Below are 18,290 nucleotides of genomic sequence, written 5' to 3' on the forward strand. Positions count from 1 at the left end.
GCATCAGCCCCGGGGGCGGAGCGGCACCAGGCGAGGGTGCGGACGGTCCGGCCGCGGGGGCCGGTGACGGTGACGACGGGCGTGCGGGTGTCGATCGGGGTGGTGGTGACGGGCATAAGGGTGCTCAGGTATTTGTTAATGTGACATGCCTGACTCCTTCAGGGGGTACCACGAGAGGTATCCTGAAGCTGAGTTAAGGCCTGCTGGCAGGCGGTGAGCTGCCTGACAACCCCGTCGGCGTCCGCGGCAAGCCTGACAAGAGACGCCACATCCGCTGCTGAAAGCCGGCGCTCACCGGGCGCAGTACCCTTTCCGGCACCTGCACGGGGCGGCATTCCGTCGGGGGTTGCGGGGGCGGGCTCTGGCAGCTGCTTAGCGCCGTCAGCAGGAGAGGTATCAGTGGCCAGGTCGGCCAGGATTTTTTGCGTAAACAGGATTGCCCGGTCATCGGCGTCATGCCATGTCTCCATCGTGGTGTTAAGGGCGGTCAACTGCCTCCGCTGCCGCTGCTGGTCGTTCGCCCACGCCTGCTGCCGTTGCGCAAACTGCGTCTGCTGGCAGGTACGGGCGGCCTGCAACCGCCCCTGATACAATCCGGCACCAAATGCACCACAGGATATCAGTATTATCGATACCCCGCGGATGAGCCAGCCCGGCGGTTCAGGCCACATGTTGCGTCACCGACAAAAACAGCCGCTGCTCTTCCGTTCTGCGACGAACCAGCCCGGGGAGACGCTGACTGCCGGCATATACCCAGAGCGGGAACTGGGCGGCCGCCTCCTGGTATCGTCCGGCGTTGAGCAGCGCCAGCAGCGTGGAGGGTGACCCGGACTTCAGATACTGCAGGCCGCTTTTCACGCCCGGCTTCCCGGGCCCGACGTTAAACAAAAATGACACCAGCGCATCAAACTGGCCCTGAGTCAGGGGAACCTCAACGATAGCGCGCAGGCGCTCTTCACACTCCATCACGTCGGCCTGCAGCAGCGTCAGGGCCGTCAGCTCGCTGATGGTCTGTCCGGCCCTGGCGTCAGCGGTATGCCCGTAGCCAATGGTCCAGACTCCCGCGCTGTCCCGGTAGGAGGACAGCCTGAGACCTTCGAACTGTTTAATGAGCGAAAACCCTCGCTCTGACAACATCTGGTACATGGTCAATTCCTTATTATGCCTTTTTACTGAATGAAACGGGTGCGGTTTTATTATTCATTGTGCGGGCGAAAAATGTTCTCACGCAATATATGACCGGGATGTTTTTTATGAATATTCAGACATCATGACGTGATTCACACATAGACGGGAAATGTTATATACATGAGCTTCCATTTGTCATTAAAAGTCATTCTCACGTTATTTTAAATAAATTCAACACCTCTGATAACTAATATCATTGAAGTTTAAAATGTCCGTGTCGGCGCCTTGCGTTGGTTTTATTTTTTTTGGTATACCATGGCATTAATAACGAGTTATTTAATTAAAGGGAATGTGGCATGCTGATTATCAATAAACAATACAGCTTCAATGAACAGACAAATGAAATTATCTGCAAGGGTGTGTCGCACACGCTGACGGAAAAAGAGGGGCGGCTTTTTACCGCGCTGTGGAAATACGGACGGGACGGGGAGGTGCTTTCCCGGGAGCAGCTCGTTACCAGGGTCTGGCCGGGAAGGGAGCGCGGCGTTACCGAGGCTAATCTGCTTCAACTGGTCTGTAAATTACGTCGCACGCTGTCGGGATGCGGCCTGGAGAATGTGATACAGACGGTTTACCGGCAGGGCTACACGCTGAACCTGCCCGATGAGGTTCACAGCCCCCTCCTCCCTGCAGACCGTACGGGTGGCGCTGACCGTCCCGGTCGTCTTGCGCAGGCCCTGAGGCGAGCCTTTCTCATCTGTATGCTGCTTCCGGCGGTGCTGTGCCTGGTCGCGATTATCGGCTTAGTTTGCCTGAGTCCCGTCCAGAAAACGGTGCTCAGGCTTATCCCCCACCTCGCTCAGGTTCATGACCTTTCCCTGACATGCGCCGGCTCAGGCTATATTCTGGAGTATCACACCCGGGATAATCAGCATGTCACCCGCTTTCCCGGGCGCGGCCTTCCCCTTGCGCCGCCGGGCCGTCCGGGGGAGGGGCGCCCCTGCTGGTCAGAATAGCAACACTGTTAATATGAATTATCATCTGAGTCACTTTTATTTCAGAGGTGGTCCGTTGCAGAGTGTATTCCGGTCAGACGGCGGAGTGCGAGCAGTGTCCCATCTATTTAGCGAAACCGTATTGTTATGCGGCGGATTATTACTAATGGCCATATGGAGCGGCGTGGTTGCTTATATTCTGCGGCTTCAGCAGGGGCATATAAAACCCTCCTGCCTGCGGATGCTGGGTCAGGTCGTGGTGTCCTGTTTTACGGGGGTTATCGGCGGGTTAATTGCCCTGGACGAAAAGTTTTCGGTGCCGATTATTTTTTGCGTGGCCGGACTGGCCGGCGCGTCCGGAACCGCCCTGCTTCACTTATTACAGCAAAAGCTCATGCAGCGGCTGCAGGACTATATCCCCCCGAAAGCAGGAGGTGAAAATGACAAACCCATTTTTCGGGATTATAAGAAAAAACCGAAATGACGTTATCAACATAAATACAGGCCGGCATGTCACCTGCTGGTCATAAAAATCAATCCTGGCAGCAAAAAATTATTAATTAACTGTTTGTTGATGGCGGTCTTTTTTAACTGAGCTACTGTTATCAGGCGGCCTTCATTCTGTTCACCCGTATCCATAATGAATGCCTTAACCTCGCGGTTGCAGGTGTTTGTTACCATTCTCAAAGGAGTTACCATGAGTCAGCCCGTCACCGAGCCCGTTACCGTCAGTCCGCTTATTACCCGCACCGAAGATATCCACAACGTCAGCGGCCAGCTGTCCGCGCTGGGGTACGCCTCGGTTTTCGATGTGGTGCGCATGCCGCGCGAACGCTTTATTCAGCAACACAACCGGGCGCTGAAGTTCAAAGCCGCCGAGGTCTATGACCTGGCCATTGGCTATGCCCACCAGGTGGCGCACAGCTTTCGCCATAACCGCCTGGCCCGGGCGGTCAAAGGCGGCCTGAAAGGGCCGTTCTCCGTCAGCGGCCCGGATTACCGCCATCAGTTTTCGGATGAGAACTGGTCCGGGCTGAGCCCGGCGGGGGCGCCGGAGGCCAATGACGGCCCGGCTCATTACGCCGCCGTCCTGTATCGGCTGGCGCTTGACAGGGAGAAGGATGCCGGGACTGGTGGGAGCACTATAAATCTGCTGGCGACGCGCCGCCCTGACCTGGCGGCATTGACGGTGGACGACAAAGCGATTAATGAGGAAATCCCGCAGCTGCAGGTGGTCACCGGGGTGCTTAGCTCGGCCATTCGGGCAGCCAAAAGCCTGACCAGCCTGGCGGACGTTAATGCCCTGCTGGCTACGACCCGCTACCCGAACAGTCTGCCGTTTGACCTGGGCAATGCCCAGATGCAGGCTGTTCAACAGGAAATTAACACCACCCTGCAGGACCTGACGCTGCCGCTGGCGGCGGATGTGCCGGCAGCCTTCTTGTCCCCAACCACCGCACTGACCAACGATGACCTGGCCCGCCTGCAGGTGATGGCCTCCGGCCTGGGGCCGGAGCAGCAGCGCATTCTTCTGGATCGTTTCACAGAAGACTGGGCAGATTTTTACCTGAAAAACTATGCCATCTCTGGCGGTGGTGACGATACGTACACCAGATTTCTGGATATGTCGTATTTCACCACCATGAACGACATGACCGTCCCCCAGGTTGAAGCGCTGCTGTGCACCACGGCGAGCAATACCGGTGACACGGATCAACATTCAGTGATTCAGTCCACCAACTGGACCAATCCAGATGATGCCCCCAAAGCGCTGCCTTTCCTCTACGGTGCCAGCTTTGTCAACAACCCTAATGATAATATTACTACCCCACTCACCATCAAGCGGGGAGCGGACAAATCACTCACGCTCGGCAATCTGCCGGATGGGTGGGGGCTCACGGCCATCAACATCATGGTTCGTCTGCAAAAATGGCTGAATTTACCTTTTGAGGATGTTGATGCTTTATTGCTGCTGACCCGCACAGGCAGCTCCGGAACACCTCTGACTGAAAATACGTTGCGTACACTGGGTGTTTTCAGACACTTCCAGCGTCAGTACGGCACCACGGTTAAGCAGTTTGTCGCCTGGGTCAGCGTTATCACCCCGTACGCCATCACGCCGACCACGCCGTTCCTTGACCAGATTTTCAACGGCTCGAAGGCCTTCGACACTCCGCTCCAGGTGGACAACACCCCCTTCGTTTACCGCGCGGAGGCCACCGGCTCTGATGCGACCGCAGAGCTGCGCTGCAAACACATCATGGCAGCACTGGGACTGAACCAGCGCCAGTTCCTGCTGCTGGCCGATAAAATCGCCGCAAATCAGGGAGGTGATGTCACTACCAGCACCCTGACCTGCAACCTTCCGACGGTGACGGCCTTCTATCGCATCGCGACGCTGGCCGGTACGCTGGGTATGACCGTAGAGGCGTTTTATGCCCTGGTCGATACCTGGGATACCGGTACCGGCGACGTGTGGAAGCAGTTTGCCGGCAACCCGGTCATTACCCCCCCCGCCAGCGGCGTGCCGCTGAGCCAGGATATCCTGAGCCTGCTGCAGGCGCTGAGCTGGGTCACTGACTGGCAGCAACAGGCGAAGCTGCCGATGGCGACCTGCGCATTGCTGAGTAATCCCCCGGCAACCGCTGGCACAGACGCTCAGCTGAGCTTCATCCAGCAAATCTGGCAGCGCCTGCCGGCCACCTTTGTGGATACCGCCCTGCTCGCCCGCAGCGGTGCGCCTCTGCAGAATGACACCGAGGGCCATTTCGAAACTATCGACTGGTTCTCCGTATTCCGGACCGGTGATGGCGCGGGGTTGCTGGACGTCAGCGGGCTGGTGACCGATTTATCCGTTACCGACACCGTAAAAAAAGCTGTCAACGCACAAGTAAATCTGTCCAAAGACAGCCAGTCATTGGCCATCACCGCCCTGACCGCCACCCTGCAGCAGGCGCAGGCCACCCAGAGCGGTGTCGCCATCACCGCCCTGGCGCAGGCGCTGAATGTGTCTCAGTCTCTGCCGGCGCTGTTGCTGCGCTGGGCGCAGACTACGCCGTATCAGTGGCTGAGCCGTACATGGAACCTCTCGCCAGTCGCCCTGGTGGGAGAGCTTCCTCTGGTCAGCGAAGGCCGCTTTGGTGCCACCACCACCGAGCAGGACTACAACCTGCTGGCCGCCGACTGGCGGGATTTGCAGTGGGCTCCAGACACCGGAAATCTGACGTTTACTGCGCGGCTGTCGTTCAGTATTAAGGATAACGGGCAGTATATGGCCACTTCCAGCAACTGGCTTCCGCTTCCGACCGGACTGTCTGTCAGTGGAGCCCCAACCCTGTCCTCCGATAATTGGCCGACGTGGTGCTCCCCGAACGCGAATTATGACGGCACGAACGCAGTGTATGAGCCCGTCGGAAACGCCGTTCCGGGCGATGGCCGTTACACACCCAACGCCGTCTACACGCTGGATGTTCCATTGAAAGGCACGTTTACTGATATCAACGCGCTGGCGGCCCTTCCGCTCCAGTTCGGGATGCATTGTTTTAGTAGCATCTCTGGCAACCTCAACACCACCTGGACCCTAAAAGCAACCGTCACCACCGCCGATACCATTCCGGCCGACTGGCTGGCCACCCTGCGCGACATCGTCCGTCGCGGCATGGCCTGCACCCGGCTCCAGCTCAGCCCGGCCGGCCTGCAGCACTGGCTGGATTATCCGGCCTGGTTCAGTCTGGATGCTGATGAGCAGAAAGGCGCTATCAGCATCCAGACCCTGTATCGCCTCAGCCGCTATCACGACCTGCTGACCCTGGCCGGCAGCGCCGGTTACACCGAAGATGACCTGCTGGCGTACCTGCGTGATGTCAATGCCACCCCGCCGCTTGCGCCTGCCGATGCGGCAACCCGACTGGCCGACCTGCTCGGCTGGGAGGCAACCGAAATCGCCGCCGCCTTTGTCACCGGGGGGCTGGGTCACACCGCCGCCAGTCTGGATGACCTGGACGTGGTGATGTGCCTGCAGCAGGGCGAACTGGCGTCCGGCCTTACGGTTGCGCAGCTGGCAGAGGGCTTTTCCCTGAAGCAAACGGGCGATACGGGTGAATACACCGCCTGGTCCCGTATGGGGCAGGCGATGGTGGCGGGTGCGCGCCACCTTGCCGGTCTGCAGTGAATGAATCCACTGTCCGCCCGACAGCTCTGCCGGTCGGGCAGTGGACACTCTTTTTTTTGTGGCGGGCCCGCCTGCCACGGACTCACTCTATAAGGTGAATTTGTATGTCGACCACATTTGAATCCACCCTGGCCGAAGCGCAGCGCGATGCGCTGGTGACCGGCTATAAAACCTTTGTTGCCCCGACGCTGAACGGGGTCAGCGGCCCCATCAGCGATGAGGACATGTATGAATACCTGCTGCTGGACATGGAGATGTCGGCGGACAGCATGACCAGCCTGGTGGCCTCCGCCATCACCAGTCTGCAAACGTATCTCACCCGCATCATCAACAACAGCGAGCCGGGGCATGCGCCACCGGTTGACTCGGTGGTGAATGAGTGGCGAAACCTGTACTGCCGGTACGATATCTGGGCGGCCGGGACGGATGTGGTGAACTACCCCAACAACTACCTCTCCCCGGTCACGCGCCTGGACGTCAGCCACTATTTTGATAAGCTGAAAAACACCCTCAATCAGAACCAGCTGAACAGCGACCGGGTCATGGACGCGGCGCTGGCCTATCTTAATGAGTTTGAGGGGGTCAGCAACCTGGAGGTGATTAACGGCTATATCACCCAGACCGGGATGTCGGGCAACGAGAACCTCATGAATTCGGCGAAGTTTTACTTTATCGGCCGCACCACGGCCAAGCCCTATAAGTATTACTGGCGACTGATGGACCTGAAGAAAAACCAGAAAGAGCCGGCGGGCAAGCCCGTTACCCCCAACTGCTGGAATGACTGGGCGCCGATTGACCTGCCGCTGTCCGGCGAGGGGGTGGTTGAACACACCATTCGCCCGGTGTTTTACAACAACCGCCTGTATGTCTGCTGGGCCACCCGGGATGCCACGCCGCGGGCAGGCTCGGGCACGACTATTGATGACCATGGCCGAATTGTACTTGATGGCAAGGAGTACTACGCCTGGGGACTGTCCTACGCCTACCTGCGCTTTGACGGCAAGTGGACGGCGCCCAACACCGCCGACATGGTGACGAACAGCGCCCTGACGAATAACGCCGGCAATGACAACAACAATATCGCCCTGTCCGGTCAGCTGTTGATTCAGGGAAAGGATGAGGGCGACAACCAGATGCATGTGGGCACCCTCATCACGCGCGACACCACGGTGGAAGAGAGCTCGCTGAGCGTGGGCGGTCAGGTCTCCGAAGATGAAAGCGAGTACGGCCGGTTATTTATGTCACTGCTGGTCGCCTCAGCCAGCAAGCCTGCCGATGTCACCACCTTTGCCTATCGCTACGGGGATTCGGCGTTTATCCGCCGCGCGCTCAGCTCCAGTATTCGCACCGAATTGTTTAAGCGATTCATCATCCCGGACTGGGACACCGACGGCAAATACCGCAACCCGCTACAGTATGCGCTGAACAATCTGTCCTACAGCGTCACGAGTGTCGAGCACGCCGGTACGGACACCCACAACGCCGCCGATACCGGCGATGCCTGGCTGGACGCCCTGGCAGACCTGGGCCGCTCGTCTTTCACCGTTGCGGATGACGGCCGCACGCTGACGATACAGGCAAAGACCTCGGCGGAGATTGCGCGCACACGGTTTGACGCTGTCCTCACTGAAGATAATATACGCCCCGTCAATGGGCTCTTGTGCCAGCCTGACGGAACCACAGGTGCAACCATTCGTTATGACCAGACTGAGAATAAATGGTACCTTAAAAATACCAGATTAAAGTGTCATTCCTGGGGGCACGAGGCGGTGACGAATGTCACTCTGGGCTATAACGGGGGGAAATATACTGCCTTAGACATCCATTTACTGGCTGAAAACCGCTCTGTTGATATTTCTGCTGATGGTCACATCAGATGGACGGGCGGCACTTACAGCTCTTATCTGGATTTGGACGGTCTGGAAATTAATCCCGCGTTCATTGATCAACTCATGACAACCACTTATTCAAACTCAATCTCTTTGGAAGTATATAGCACTGCAGGGGCTGTCGATTATGCTATGACCGAAATATACAATGCAGCTTCAATACTGAACGCAGCAAAATCCGGCGCCAGTGACCCCACCTGGGAGGGTTACATCGCCCTTGAGCTGTTCCGCGCCGATGGTACTACCAAGCTCGGCAGATGGCCTGACTCATCACAGAATATCATTGCTGACGGTTACACCTTTACCAGCACACCCCGCGCCATCATCCCCTCGGATTTTACCGCCGGCGCCCCGACGCTGCAGTACGTTGCGCAGGTCTTCTATGAATGGAGCGCTCAGGAAGGCGTTGATGCCGGCTGGGTGGGCAAAAACTACCAGGTCACCCTGGAGTCTTACGGCAAAACCGATATCGACACGCCGCCCATGCTGGTCAAGCGCTATGACAGCAAAAAAGGCCTGGTGCAAAAGCTGGCGTTCTGGAGTGACGACCTGCCGGCCTCCACTCGCCTCAACACCACCTTCGTGCGCGAACTGATTACGCAGGCCAATAACGGGCTGGGCAGCCTGCTCAACTATACCCTGCAGGCCCAGAAGCTGGAGGCTGACCTGGATACTGATGGGGCCAGCGCGCACATCGACTTTGACGGCGCCAACGGCCTCTACTTCTGGGAACTGTTCTTCCACCTGCCCTTCATGGCGGCCTGGCGCTTCGCCAGCGAACAGCAGCTGGATGAGGCACAGACCTGGCTGCACTACATTTTTGACCCGAGCCTGAAAGACCCGGCGGACAGTGCGCCGGACTACTGGAACTGCTACCCCGTCACGCTGCGTCCGGCCACCGCCCTGGCGCTTTCCCGCCTGGACGTGGACCCCATCAATCCGGACACGCAGGCTTATGCCTATCCTGAGCTGTATCAGAAGGCCGTCTTTATGGCCTACGTCAGCAACCTGATAGCGCAGGGGGACGCCTGGTACCGCCAGCTCACCCGCGACACCCTGACGCAGGCCCGCGTCCTGTACAGCCAGGTGGCAGAGCTCCTGGGGCCGAGGCCGGATGCGGACATCAGCACCAGCTGGGTGCCTCAGACCCTGGCTACCCTGGCTGGCGGTCAGTCGGCGACGCTGCGTGCGCACGAGCATCAGCTGGCCGGCAGCAACACCCTGACCCTGCCCGCCCTGCGCGCCTCGTACCACGGTACCCTGCGGGATGCGGATAACGCCGCCTTTATCCCGCCGCTCAACGGCATGCTGCTGAGCTACTGGGACACGCTGGACGCCCGCCTGTACAATCTGCGCCACAACCTGACCGTGGACGGCAAGCCGATGTCGCTAGCGCTGTATGAAGCGCCGGCCAACCCACTGGTATTGCTGGCCCAGCGCGCCCAGGACGGCACGCTCACCGGAGGCGGGGTCGGAGCGCAACTGGTGGTACCACCGTACCGCTTCAGCGCCGTACTGCCGCGGGCCTACAACGCCGTGTCGACCCTCAGCCGCTTTGGCGAGTCGCTACTCAGCCTGCTTGAGCGCAGCGAGCGCGCCGGCCAGGAGGAGCTGGCCCAGCAACAGCTGCTGGACATGTCCAGCTACGTGCTGACGCAGCAGCAGCAGGCCATTGACGGCCTGCAGGCAGACCGCACGGCGCTGCTGGCCAGCCAGGCGACCGCGCAACAGCGCTATGAGAGCTATTACGCCCTCTATCAGGAAAACATCTCCGCGGCGGAGGCGGTGGCCATGGGCTTCCACATTGAGGCACAGGCCATGTACGCAGTGTCTCAGGATATGGAGGTGGTCTCCGGGGCGCTGAAAGAACTGCCTAATATCTTCGGGCTTGCAGACGGCGGCTCGCGCTATGAGGGAGCCACCGAAGCGACCGGTGCGGTACTGCGTCTGGGGGGGAATATCCTGCAAACCACGGCGGATACCATGCTGACCGCAGAAGGCTACCGCCGTCGTCGTCAGGAATGGCAGATTCAGTATCAGCAGGCTGAATCCGACGTTGCCGCACAGGGCAAACAGCTCGACGCCCTGGACGTGCGCATTCAGGCCGCGCAGACCGCCCTGGCGCAGGAAAAGGCCCGCCAGGCCCAGACCCAGGTGATGCTGACGTACCTGAAAACCCGCTTTACCCAGGCGACCCTGTACCAGTGGCTTGCCGGGCAGCTGTCGGCGCTGTATTACCAGGCGTATGACGCGGTGGTCTCGCTGTGCCTGTCGGCCCAGGCCTGCTGGCAGTACGAAATCGGGGATTTCACCACCACCTTTATTCAGACCGGCGCCTGGAATGACCACTACCGCGGCCTGCTGGTCGGCGAGACGCTGCAGCTGAACCTGCAGCAGATGGAGGCGGCGTACCTGTCACGCTATGAGCGCCGGCTGAACATCACCCGCACCGTGTCGCTGAAGGACCTGGTGACCAACCCCGATTACGGTGGCGAAGCTCAGGCCTGGGATAAGTTTAAGGGCACCGTGGCCGGCGGCACCGTCGGCACGCTGAGCTTTACGCTCGGTGAGAAGCTGTTCGACAACGACTACGCCGGCCACTACCTGCGCACGCTCAAGACCGTGTCGGTGACCCTGCCGACGCTGATGGGGCCGTACCAGGACGTGAAGGCGGTGCTGACACAGACCGGCAGCACCACCGTGCTGAGCGCCAGCGGCGACGCAGTGGCCACGCTCATCAACGGCACCGGCACGGCCCCGGGCGGCACCCTGGTGCGGAACCTGCGCGCCAGCCAGCAGATTGCGCTGTCGGGCGGCCTCAACGACGCCGGCACCTTCGAGCTGCAGTTCAATGATGAACGCTACCTGCCGTTTGAGGGGACCGGGGCGGTCTCCGACTGGACGCTGCGCTTCCCGCGGGTGGCGGACAAGCAAATTGACGGCAAGACCCTGGCCGCCGACGCGCAGCAGCAGGCTCTGCTGGCGGCGCTGGATGACATTCTCTTCCAGGTGCACTACACCGCCTGCGACGGGGGAGACACTTTCGCCACGGCGGTGGAAAAGCTGCTCGTCCCCGCCTCGTCCGCAAAAAAATAACCTGACCCTCACCCCCGGCTCGCCGGGGGTTTACGGAGCCCGACGCATGAATACCCCAACCTCTTTTACACCTGACCGCGTGGCGGTCACCGAACTGTCCCTGCCTAAAGGCAGCGGCACCCTGGCGGGCATGAACGGCATCCCGGGCGCCATTGGCCCCGACGGCGCCGCCGGCCTGTCCCTGCCCCTGCCGGCATCCCCCGGACGCGGCTATGCCCCCGGGCTTACGCTGAGCTACCACAGCGGCGGCGGCAACGGCGCATTTGGTCTGGGCTGGACGCTTAGCACCCTCAGCGTCCGACGCCGTACCGACCTCGGCACCCCGCGCTATGACGACGACGCACAGGGCCGCCCGGTCAGCGACAGCTTTATCGGCCCGGACGGCGAGGTGCTGGTCCCTGAGCGGGATGATAATGGTGACATTGTCACCACGCCTTGTTCCGCCTGGCTGGGCAGCACCTTCCCCGACGGCGAAACCTTCCAGGTCACCCGCTACTTCCCGCGCGTGGAGGGCGCCTTCCATCGTCTGGAGCGCTGGGTGGGTGACAAGGGCAGCGACCTGTGGGTGCTGCAGAGCGCCAGCGGCGAGGTGCATCGCCTGGGTCTGACCGCCGACAGCCGGCTGGCCGACCCGGCCAGCCCGGCACGTATCGCCGAATGGCGCATTGAGGATTCGCTCTCCCCACAAGGGGAGGTCATCCACTACTGCTACACCGCCGAAAACGCCGACAACCTGAAGAACCCGACCCGGGACACCGCTGCCGCCCGCTACCTGACTGCGGTGCACTACGGCAACGTCAAGCCGCTGGCGCGCCGGGACCTGTGGCAGGCCCGCCCCTTCAGCGACGCTGACTGGCTGTTCAGCCTGGTGCTGGACTACGGCGAGCGCGGCGCGGACACCGAAACCCCGCCGCCTTACGTCCCGGCGGGCACCTGGCCGGCGCGCCAGGACCCGTTCTCCCGCTATGAGTACGGCTTCGAGCACCGCCAGTGGCGCCTGTGCCGCCAGGCGCTGATGTATCACCGCTTTCTGGAGGAGCTCGGAACGCCGGACACGCTGGTGAGCCGCCTGTGGCTGGAGTATGACGAAAGCCCCGCCCTGAGCCAGCTGTCTTCGGCACAGTCGCTGGCTTATGAGCCGAAGACGAACAGCAAAGTGTCACTGCCGCCACTGGAGCTGCACTACACCACCTTTGATGCCGGCGCCCCCCCGGAATGGCAGCCGGTTGACGGACTGGCGCTGACCGCCATGCAGCACTGCCAGTGGGTGGACCTGTACGGCGAAGGTATTCCCGGACTGCTGTACCACGCCGGTCAGGACTGGCGCTACCGCCCGGCCGTGCGGGATACCGCCTCCGGCGACCCGGATGCGGTGACCTGGGGGGACTGGCAGCCCCTGCCGCAGGTGCCGGCCCCGCAGGGGGGCGCCGCCCGGCTGATGGACATCAACGGGGACGGTTACCTGGACTGGGTGGTTACCCAACCGGGAGTTGCGGGGTACTTTACGCTCGACGCCGACCGGCAGTGGTCCGGCTTTATCCCGCTGGCCGCCCTGCCGCCGGAGTTTTTCCATCAGCAGGCGCAGTTCGCCGATCTGAGCGGCAACGGCGCCCCGGACCTGGTGCTGATTGGGCCGCGCAGCGTGCGGCTGTACGTCAATCAGCGCGACACCCCTCAGCCCGGAGCCGGGTTTGACCCGCTGACGGTCATTGAGCAGGCCGCCGGCGTTACCCTGCCAGCGCCGGCCCGCTTTGCGGCTAAGCTGATTGCCTTCAGCGACATGCTGGGCTCCGGGCAGTCCCATCTGGTGTGCGTGACCGCGGACAGCGTGACCTGCTGGCCCGGCCTGGGTAACGGCACCTTTGGCCAGCCGGTCACTCTGACCGGTCCGGACGGGGCGCTGTTCGATGTCGCCACCTTTAACCCCGCGCGGCTGATGCTGGCCGATATCGACGGTACCGGGGCGGCGGACCTGATTTATCAGGAGCATGACCATCTGGTGATTTACCGCAACCTGGCCGGCAACGGCTTTGCGGCCGCCTTCATGGTCCCCTGCCCGATGGGGCTGACCTTCAACACCCTGACCCGCGTGCAGGCCGCGGACATCCGGGCGCACGGGGTGTCGACGCTCATTTTCAGCACCGACGGTCCCGAGCCGCAGCACTGGCAGCTCAGCCTGGTGGCTGAACGCCCCTGGCTGCTGTCCGGCACGAACAACAACATGGGCGCCGCCAGCGGCCTGACGTACCGCAGTTCAGCCCAGTACTGGCTGGACGAGAAGCAGGCGAACCCGGCCGCCGTCTGTCGCCTGCCGTTCCCGGTGCAGGTCGTGGCGCAAACCACGCAGACCGATGAAATCACCGGTAACGTGCTGACGCAGCGCTACCGTTACGCCAAAGGCCGCTACGACCCGAAAGAACGCGAATTCCGGGGCTTCAGTTACGTGGAAAGCCAGGACACCACCGCGCTGGCCCAGGGCACCGGCGAGGTCACCACCGCCCCGCTGCTGAGCCGCAGCTGGTACCATACCGGCTTCAAGGCGGACGAGGTCACACTGGACGGCGCCTGGAGCGGCGATGCCCAGGCCATTACCCTGGGCAGCACCCGGCTGACCGGCACCCTCGCCGGTGCCGATGAGGCCACGCAGGCCTGGGCATACCGCGCGCTCAAGGGACACCCGCTGCGCCAGGAGACCTTTGCGCTGGACGCCCCCGACACGCCGTACGCCGTCAGTATTTTCCGGTATCAGGTGAACGGGGTGCAAAACGGCGCCGTCCGGGACGCCCCCGTCGTGCAGCCGCTTCCCCTCGAGCAGGCCGACAGCCATTACGACCAGATAGCCGCCGACCCGAACGTCAGTCAGCAGGTCACGCTTGACCGGGACGACTACGGCACGCCAGTCCACGGCGTCGTCGTCACCTACCCGCGGCGCCATCAGCCGGCGGCCACGGATAACCCTTACCCGCCGACGCTGCCGGACGATGCGTGGGATAATACCTATGACCCGCAGCAGGCGCGCCTGCTGTTCGACGAAACCCGACAGTCGGTCATTCATCTGGTCGACGATAAACAGCAGTGGCGCCTGGGCCTGCCGGACCAGCAGCGGCACAATACCCTGGGCCAGGACGGCTGGGTCTCCGGCACCACGCCCTGGCTGAGCGCCGAGGCCCTGGCCGCGGACAACGGCCCGCTGGCCCCCACCGCCGTACGGCAGTTTGTCGGGCAGCAGCAGGTGCACTATCTGACAAGCGCTCCCGACCTGCAGGCCTGCGTGGACCACACCACGGTGTCGATCCTGGATGAGGCCAGCCTGGAAGCCTATACCGGCGGCGAGAACCCGCCGTTCACCAATGACACCCTGAAACCGGCGCTGCAACAGGCCGGGTACGTCCTGTGCGATACGCTGTTGCCGCCGGCGGGCCAGAGTGAACCGCAGGTCTGGTGCGTGGAGCAGGGCTTCACCACCTGGGCGGATGCCAGCGCATTTTTCCGTCCATTAACGCAGCAGAAGACCCGCCTGACGGCACCGGTCTCGCTGACCTATGACACACACCTGTGCGGCGTGGTCACCGTGACCGACGTTCTGCAGCAGGCCACCACCGCGCAGCTGGATTACCGCCATCTGCAGCCGTGGCGGCTGACCGACATCAACGCCAACACGCACGAGGTGCGGCTGGACGCGCTGGGTCGCGTGGTGGCCACCAGTGTCTATGGCACCGAGTGGGATGAAGGGACGCAGGCCGGCGTACCGGTCGGGTTTAAACCGGTCAGCGAGGAGAGTCTGCCGACCTCTGTCGACGCGGCACTGGCGCTGACCACCCTGTCGGTTGCCGGCATCATGGTCACCGACGCCTTCAGCTGGATGGGACAGGCGACACAGGAGAGCATCAGCGCTCTGGAGGCCGATACCGGACTGGGCTGGGGCGCATTGCTTGAGGCGCGCGCCATCACACCGGAGGGGTACCTTCGTGCCGCACGTCATCAGGGTACACCGCTGGGTGAGGCCCTGCGCAGGCAGCAGGACGCACAGTCCCCCCTGCCGGTCCATGCCGCGACCCTGGCCGCGGACCGTTACCCGGGAGACAGCGAACAGCAGGTACAGATGCAGGTGGCCTTCAGCGACGGTTTTGGCCGGGCGCTGCAGACCGGTCAGAAGGTGCCGCCGGGCAAAGCCTGGCAGCGCAACGCGGACGGCAGCCTGGTGCCCACGGACGCGGATGCCGACCCGCGCTGGATGGTCAGCGGCCGGGTGGAGCACGACAACAAGGGGCAGGCCATTCGCGTCTACCAGCCGTACTTCCTCAACGACTGGCGCTACGTCAGCGACGACAGCGCCCGCACGCAGGCGTATGCCGACACTCACTGCTTTGACGCCGCCGGGCGCGAGGTCCGGGTGCTGACCGCCGCCGGCTACCTGCGCCGCACGCAGTACTTCCCGTGGTTTACGGTGCAGGAGGATGAGAATGACACCGAGCAGGAGGTGACCGCCAGTGCCTCAGCGCCGGCGCCGGACAAAGTCACCGCGAAGGCGGATGGCCGGGATAAAGTGACCCTGACGGTTACCGTCACCGATGCCAGCGCCACCCCTCTGGCGGATATCGGCGTGTACTGGTCGGTACAGGGTGGCGGGCAGCTGGGCGCATCAGTGACCATGAGCGGTGAGGATGGCAGCAGCACCGTCACGCTGACCAGCCTGGCGCCGGCCGTCTGCACGGTCAGTGTCAGGGTGGGTATACAGGATGTCTTAACGTCACCGGACATCACGTTTTCGTAATCTGTCGCCCCCGGGAAACCGGGGGCATGAAGGAACCTGACCATGAGCACCCTTATGCCCGTCACCACCACCCCGATCGACACCCGCACGCCCGTCGTCACCGTCACCGGCCCCCGCGGCCGGACCGTCCGCACCCTCGCCTGGTGCCGCTCCGCCCCCGGGGCTGATGCCGACCTGCGCGTGACGTACGGCCGCTTTGACGACGCCGGACGCCCCCTGGCCCAGGCCGACCCCCGCCTCGGGGCACCGGACACCCCCGTCGACAACCTGACCTTTATCTCCTCCCCCGACGGGCAGCCCCTGCGCACCCTCAGCGTCGATGCCGGACGCCGGATTATGCTGCATGACGCCGAAGGCCGCCCCTGCCGGCAGCAGGACGCCCTGGGTACCCTCACGGCCTGGCGGTATGAGGCGTACGACCCGGCGGCGGATATCGTACTGCCGGGACGCCTGCTCGCGGTCACGGAGCAGGTGACCGGGGAAGCCACGGCCCGCACCACGCAGCAGGTCATCTATGCCGACCGCTCGGGTACCGCGGTGGCCGAGAACCAGACCCGCAACCGCTGCGGTACCGTGGTGCGTCACTACGACACCGCCGGCCTGGCCACCGCCGACCGGTACGCCCTCTCAGGCGCGCTCCTGCAGCAGTCCCGCACCCTGCTGCCGGACACGGCGGACGACGCGGACTGGGCCGGGGACGACGAGGCCGCCTGGCGGGCGCAGCTCGAGCCCGGCGACGACGCCTGCCACATCACCCGCACTGCGGTGAATGCCACGGGGGGGGTACTCACCCAGACCGACGCCGCCGGGCATATGCAGAGGATGACGTACGACGTGGCCGGCCGCGTCAGCGGCAGCTGGCTCACCCTCAGCGGGGGCACGGAGCAGCCGGTTCTGGTCTCCCTGACCTGGTCGGCGGCCGGGCAGAAACTGCAGGAGGTGCACGGCAGCGGGGTCACCACGAACTATGCGTATGAGCCGCAGACCCGGCGCCTGACGGGAATTAAAACGGAGCGCCCGGCCGGACATGACTCAGGCGCGAAGGTGCTGCAGGACCTGCGCTACGGCTACGACCCGGTGGGCAACGTGCTGACCGTCAGCGACAACGCGCAGGAAACCCGCTTCTGGCGCAACCAGAAGGTGGTCCCGGTGAGCACCTACGCCTACGACAGCCTGTACCAGCTTATCCGCGCCACCGGGCGGGAGAATGCCGCCGCCGGGCAGCAGGGCCGGAGCCTGCCCCCCCTGATAACCCCGCTCCCTGCCGACAGCAGCCAGTACACCAACTACACCCGTACCTACGCCTATGACGCCGGCGGGAACCTGACGCAGATACGGCACAGCGCCCCGGCGACCAGTAACAGCTACACCACCGCGATGACGGTCAGCCATGCCAGCAACCGGGCGGTGCTGAGCAGCCTGACGGACGACCCGGCGAGGGTGGACGGGTACTTCGACGCGGCGGGCCATCAGCTGAACCCGGGGTTCAGCGCGACGAACACGCTGGTCTGGGACCCGCGGGGCAACCTGAAGGGGGTGACGACGGTGAGCCGCACCGCAGAATCCGGCGCCGGAGCGACAACAAATGACGGCGAACGCTACCGCTATGACGGCCAGAGCCAGCGCCTGAGAAAGGTGAGCCAGCAACAAACCGGCAGCGGCACACAGACGCGGCGGGTGACGTACCTGCCGGGGCTGGAGCTGAGGCGCACGCAGAGCGGCAGCACGACGACGGAAGCCCTGCAGGTGATTACGGTGGGCGAGGCGGGCCGGGCACAGGTGCGGGTGCTGCGCTGGGAGAGCGGGAAGCCGGACGGCACCGACAGCGACCAGGCGCGGTACAGCGTGGACGGCCTCACCGGGAGCAGCGGGCTGGAGCTGGACGGTGACGGGAATATCATCACCATGGAGGAGTACTACCCGTACGGGGGCACGGCGGTGTGGACGGCGCGAAGCGCGAGCGAAGCGGACTACAAAACCGTCAGGTACTCGGGTAAGGAGCGCGACGCGACGGGGCTGTACTACTACGGTTACCGTTACTACCAGCCGTGGGCGGGGAGATGGCTGAGCGCGGACCCGGCGGGCACCGTGGACGGCCTCAACCTCTACCGGATGGTCAGGAATAATCCCGTCACGCTGTTTGACGGCAACGGGCTTGAACCGAAGCCACTGGACAGTAATGCCCCCCGTTCGGGAAGGGATGGATATATATATCTTCCCTTTATTTCACGCGACAT

At 62.8% G+C, this 18,290-nt stretch carries 9 protein-coding genes; 6 read left to right on the top strand and 3 right to left on the bottom strand.

Going from position 1 to position 18,290, the window contains the following annotated elements:
• Positions 1-158: 158 nt before the first annotated feature.
• Positions 159-671, bottom strand: a complete 513-nt coding sequence (locus P349_RS00255) for a hypothetical protein (protein ID WP_032664356.1) — start codon at positions 669-671, stop codon at positions 159-161.
• The gene (locus tag P349_RS00250) at positions 661-1,146 is read right to left on the bottom strand and encodes a lysozyme (RefSeq protein ID WP_032664358.1); all 486 of its coding nucleotides are present in this window, start codon (positions 1,144-1,146) and stop codon (positions 661-663) included. Before P349_RS00250 ends, P349_RS00255 begins: the two co-directional genes overlap by 11 nt.
• Positions 1,147-1,484: 338 nt before the next feature.
• On the opposite strand from P349_RS00250, the gene P349_RS25050 reads away from it, so the two are divergent.
• Positions 1,485-2,144 carry a winged helix-turn-helix domain-containing protein gene (locus tag P349_RS25050; protein WP_050597545.1) on the top strand — a complete coding sequence of 220 codons (660 nt, stop codon included), beginning with the start codon at positions 1,485-1,487 and terminating at the stop codon, positions 2,142-2,144.
• Between the two features lie 94 nt (positions 2,145-2,238).
• Positions 2,239-2,607, top strand: coding sequence for a phage holin family protein (locus tag P349_RS26090; protein WP_193745685.1), 369 nt, complete (start codon positions 2,239-2,241; stop codon positions 2,605-2,607).
• Between the two features lie 29 nt (positions 2,608-2,636).
• Here P349_RS26090 and P349_RS26965 read toward each other — a convergent pair whose 3' ends face one another.
• Entirely contained in the window at positions 2,637-2,762 is a 126-nt protein-coding gene (locus tag P349_RS26965; protein WP_274518305.1) for a hypothetical protein, read from the bottom strand.
• 58 nt (positions 2,763-2,820) lie between these two features.
• Between P349_RS26965 and P349_RS00245 the strand changes: the two genes are divergently transcribed.
• The 4 genes from P349_RS00245 to P349_RS0124840 form a co-directional block, all read left to right on the top strand.
• Entirely contained in the window at positions 2,821-6,294 is a 3,474-nt protein-coding gene (locus tag P349_RS00245) for a Tc toxin subunit A (RefSeq protein ID WP_032664359.1), read from the top strand.
• A 104-nt stretch (positions 6,295-6,398) separates the two neighbouring features.
• Positions 6,399-11,279, top strand: coding sequence for a neuraminidase-like domain-containing protein (locus tag P349_RS25055; protein WP_050597547.1), 4,881 nt, complete (start codon positions 6,399-6,401; stop codon positions 11,277-11,279).
• Positions 11,280-11,409: 130 nt separating this feature from the next.
• Positions 11,410-16,053 carry a SpvB/TcaC N-terminal domain-containing protein gene (locus tag P349_RS26920; RefSeq protein ID WP_443112206.1) on the top strand — a complete coding sequence of 1,548 codons (4,644 nt, stop codon included), beginning with the start codon at positions 11,410-11,412 and terminating at the stop codon, positions 16,051-16,053.
• 54 nt (positions 16,054-16,107) lie between these two features.
• On the top strand, positions 16,108-18,290 hold a 2,183-nt coding region (locus tag P349_RS0124840; protein ID WP_081758232.1), incomplete at its 3' end, for an RHS repeat-associated core domain-containing protein.

It is taken from the genome of Enterobacter sp. DC4 (assembly GCF_000568095.1).
Lineage (GTDB): Bacteria > Pseudomonadota > Gammaproteobacteria > Enterobacterales > Enterobacteriaceae > Enterobacter > Enterobacter pseudoroggenkampii.

What these genes read in the sequence shown, in the direction of transcription:
- P349_RS00255 (WP_032664356.1), bottom strand. Translation starts at nt 671, where the DNA reads ATGTGGCCTGAACCGCCGGGCTGGCTCATCCGCGGGGTATCGATAATA.
- P349_RS00250 (WP_032664358.1), bottom strand. Translation starts at nt 1,146, where the DNA reads ATGTACCAGATGTTGTCAGAGCGAGGGTTTTCGCTCATTAAACAGTTC.
- P349_RS25050 (WP_050597545.1), top strand. Translation starts at nt 1,485, where the DNA reads ATGCTGATTATCAATAAACAATACAGCTTCAATGAACAGACAAATGAA.
- P349_RS26965 (WP_274518305.1), bottom strand. Translation starts at nt 2,762, where the DNA reads ATGGATACGGGTGAACAGAATGAAGGCCGCCTGATAACAGTAGCTCAG.
- P349_RS00245 (WP_032664359.1), top strand. Translation starts at nt 2,821, where the DNA reads ATGAGTCAGCCCGTCACCGAGCCCGTTACCGTCAGTCCGCTTATTACC.
- P349_RS25055 (WP_050597547.1), top strand. Translation starts at nt 6,399, where the DNA reads ATGTCGACCACATTTGAATCCACCCTGGCCGAAGCGCAGCGCGATGCG.
- P349_RS26920 (WP_443112206.1), top strand. Translation starts at nt 11,410, where the DNA reads ATGAACGGCATCCCGGGCGCCATTGGCCCCGACGGCGCCGCCGGCCTG.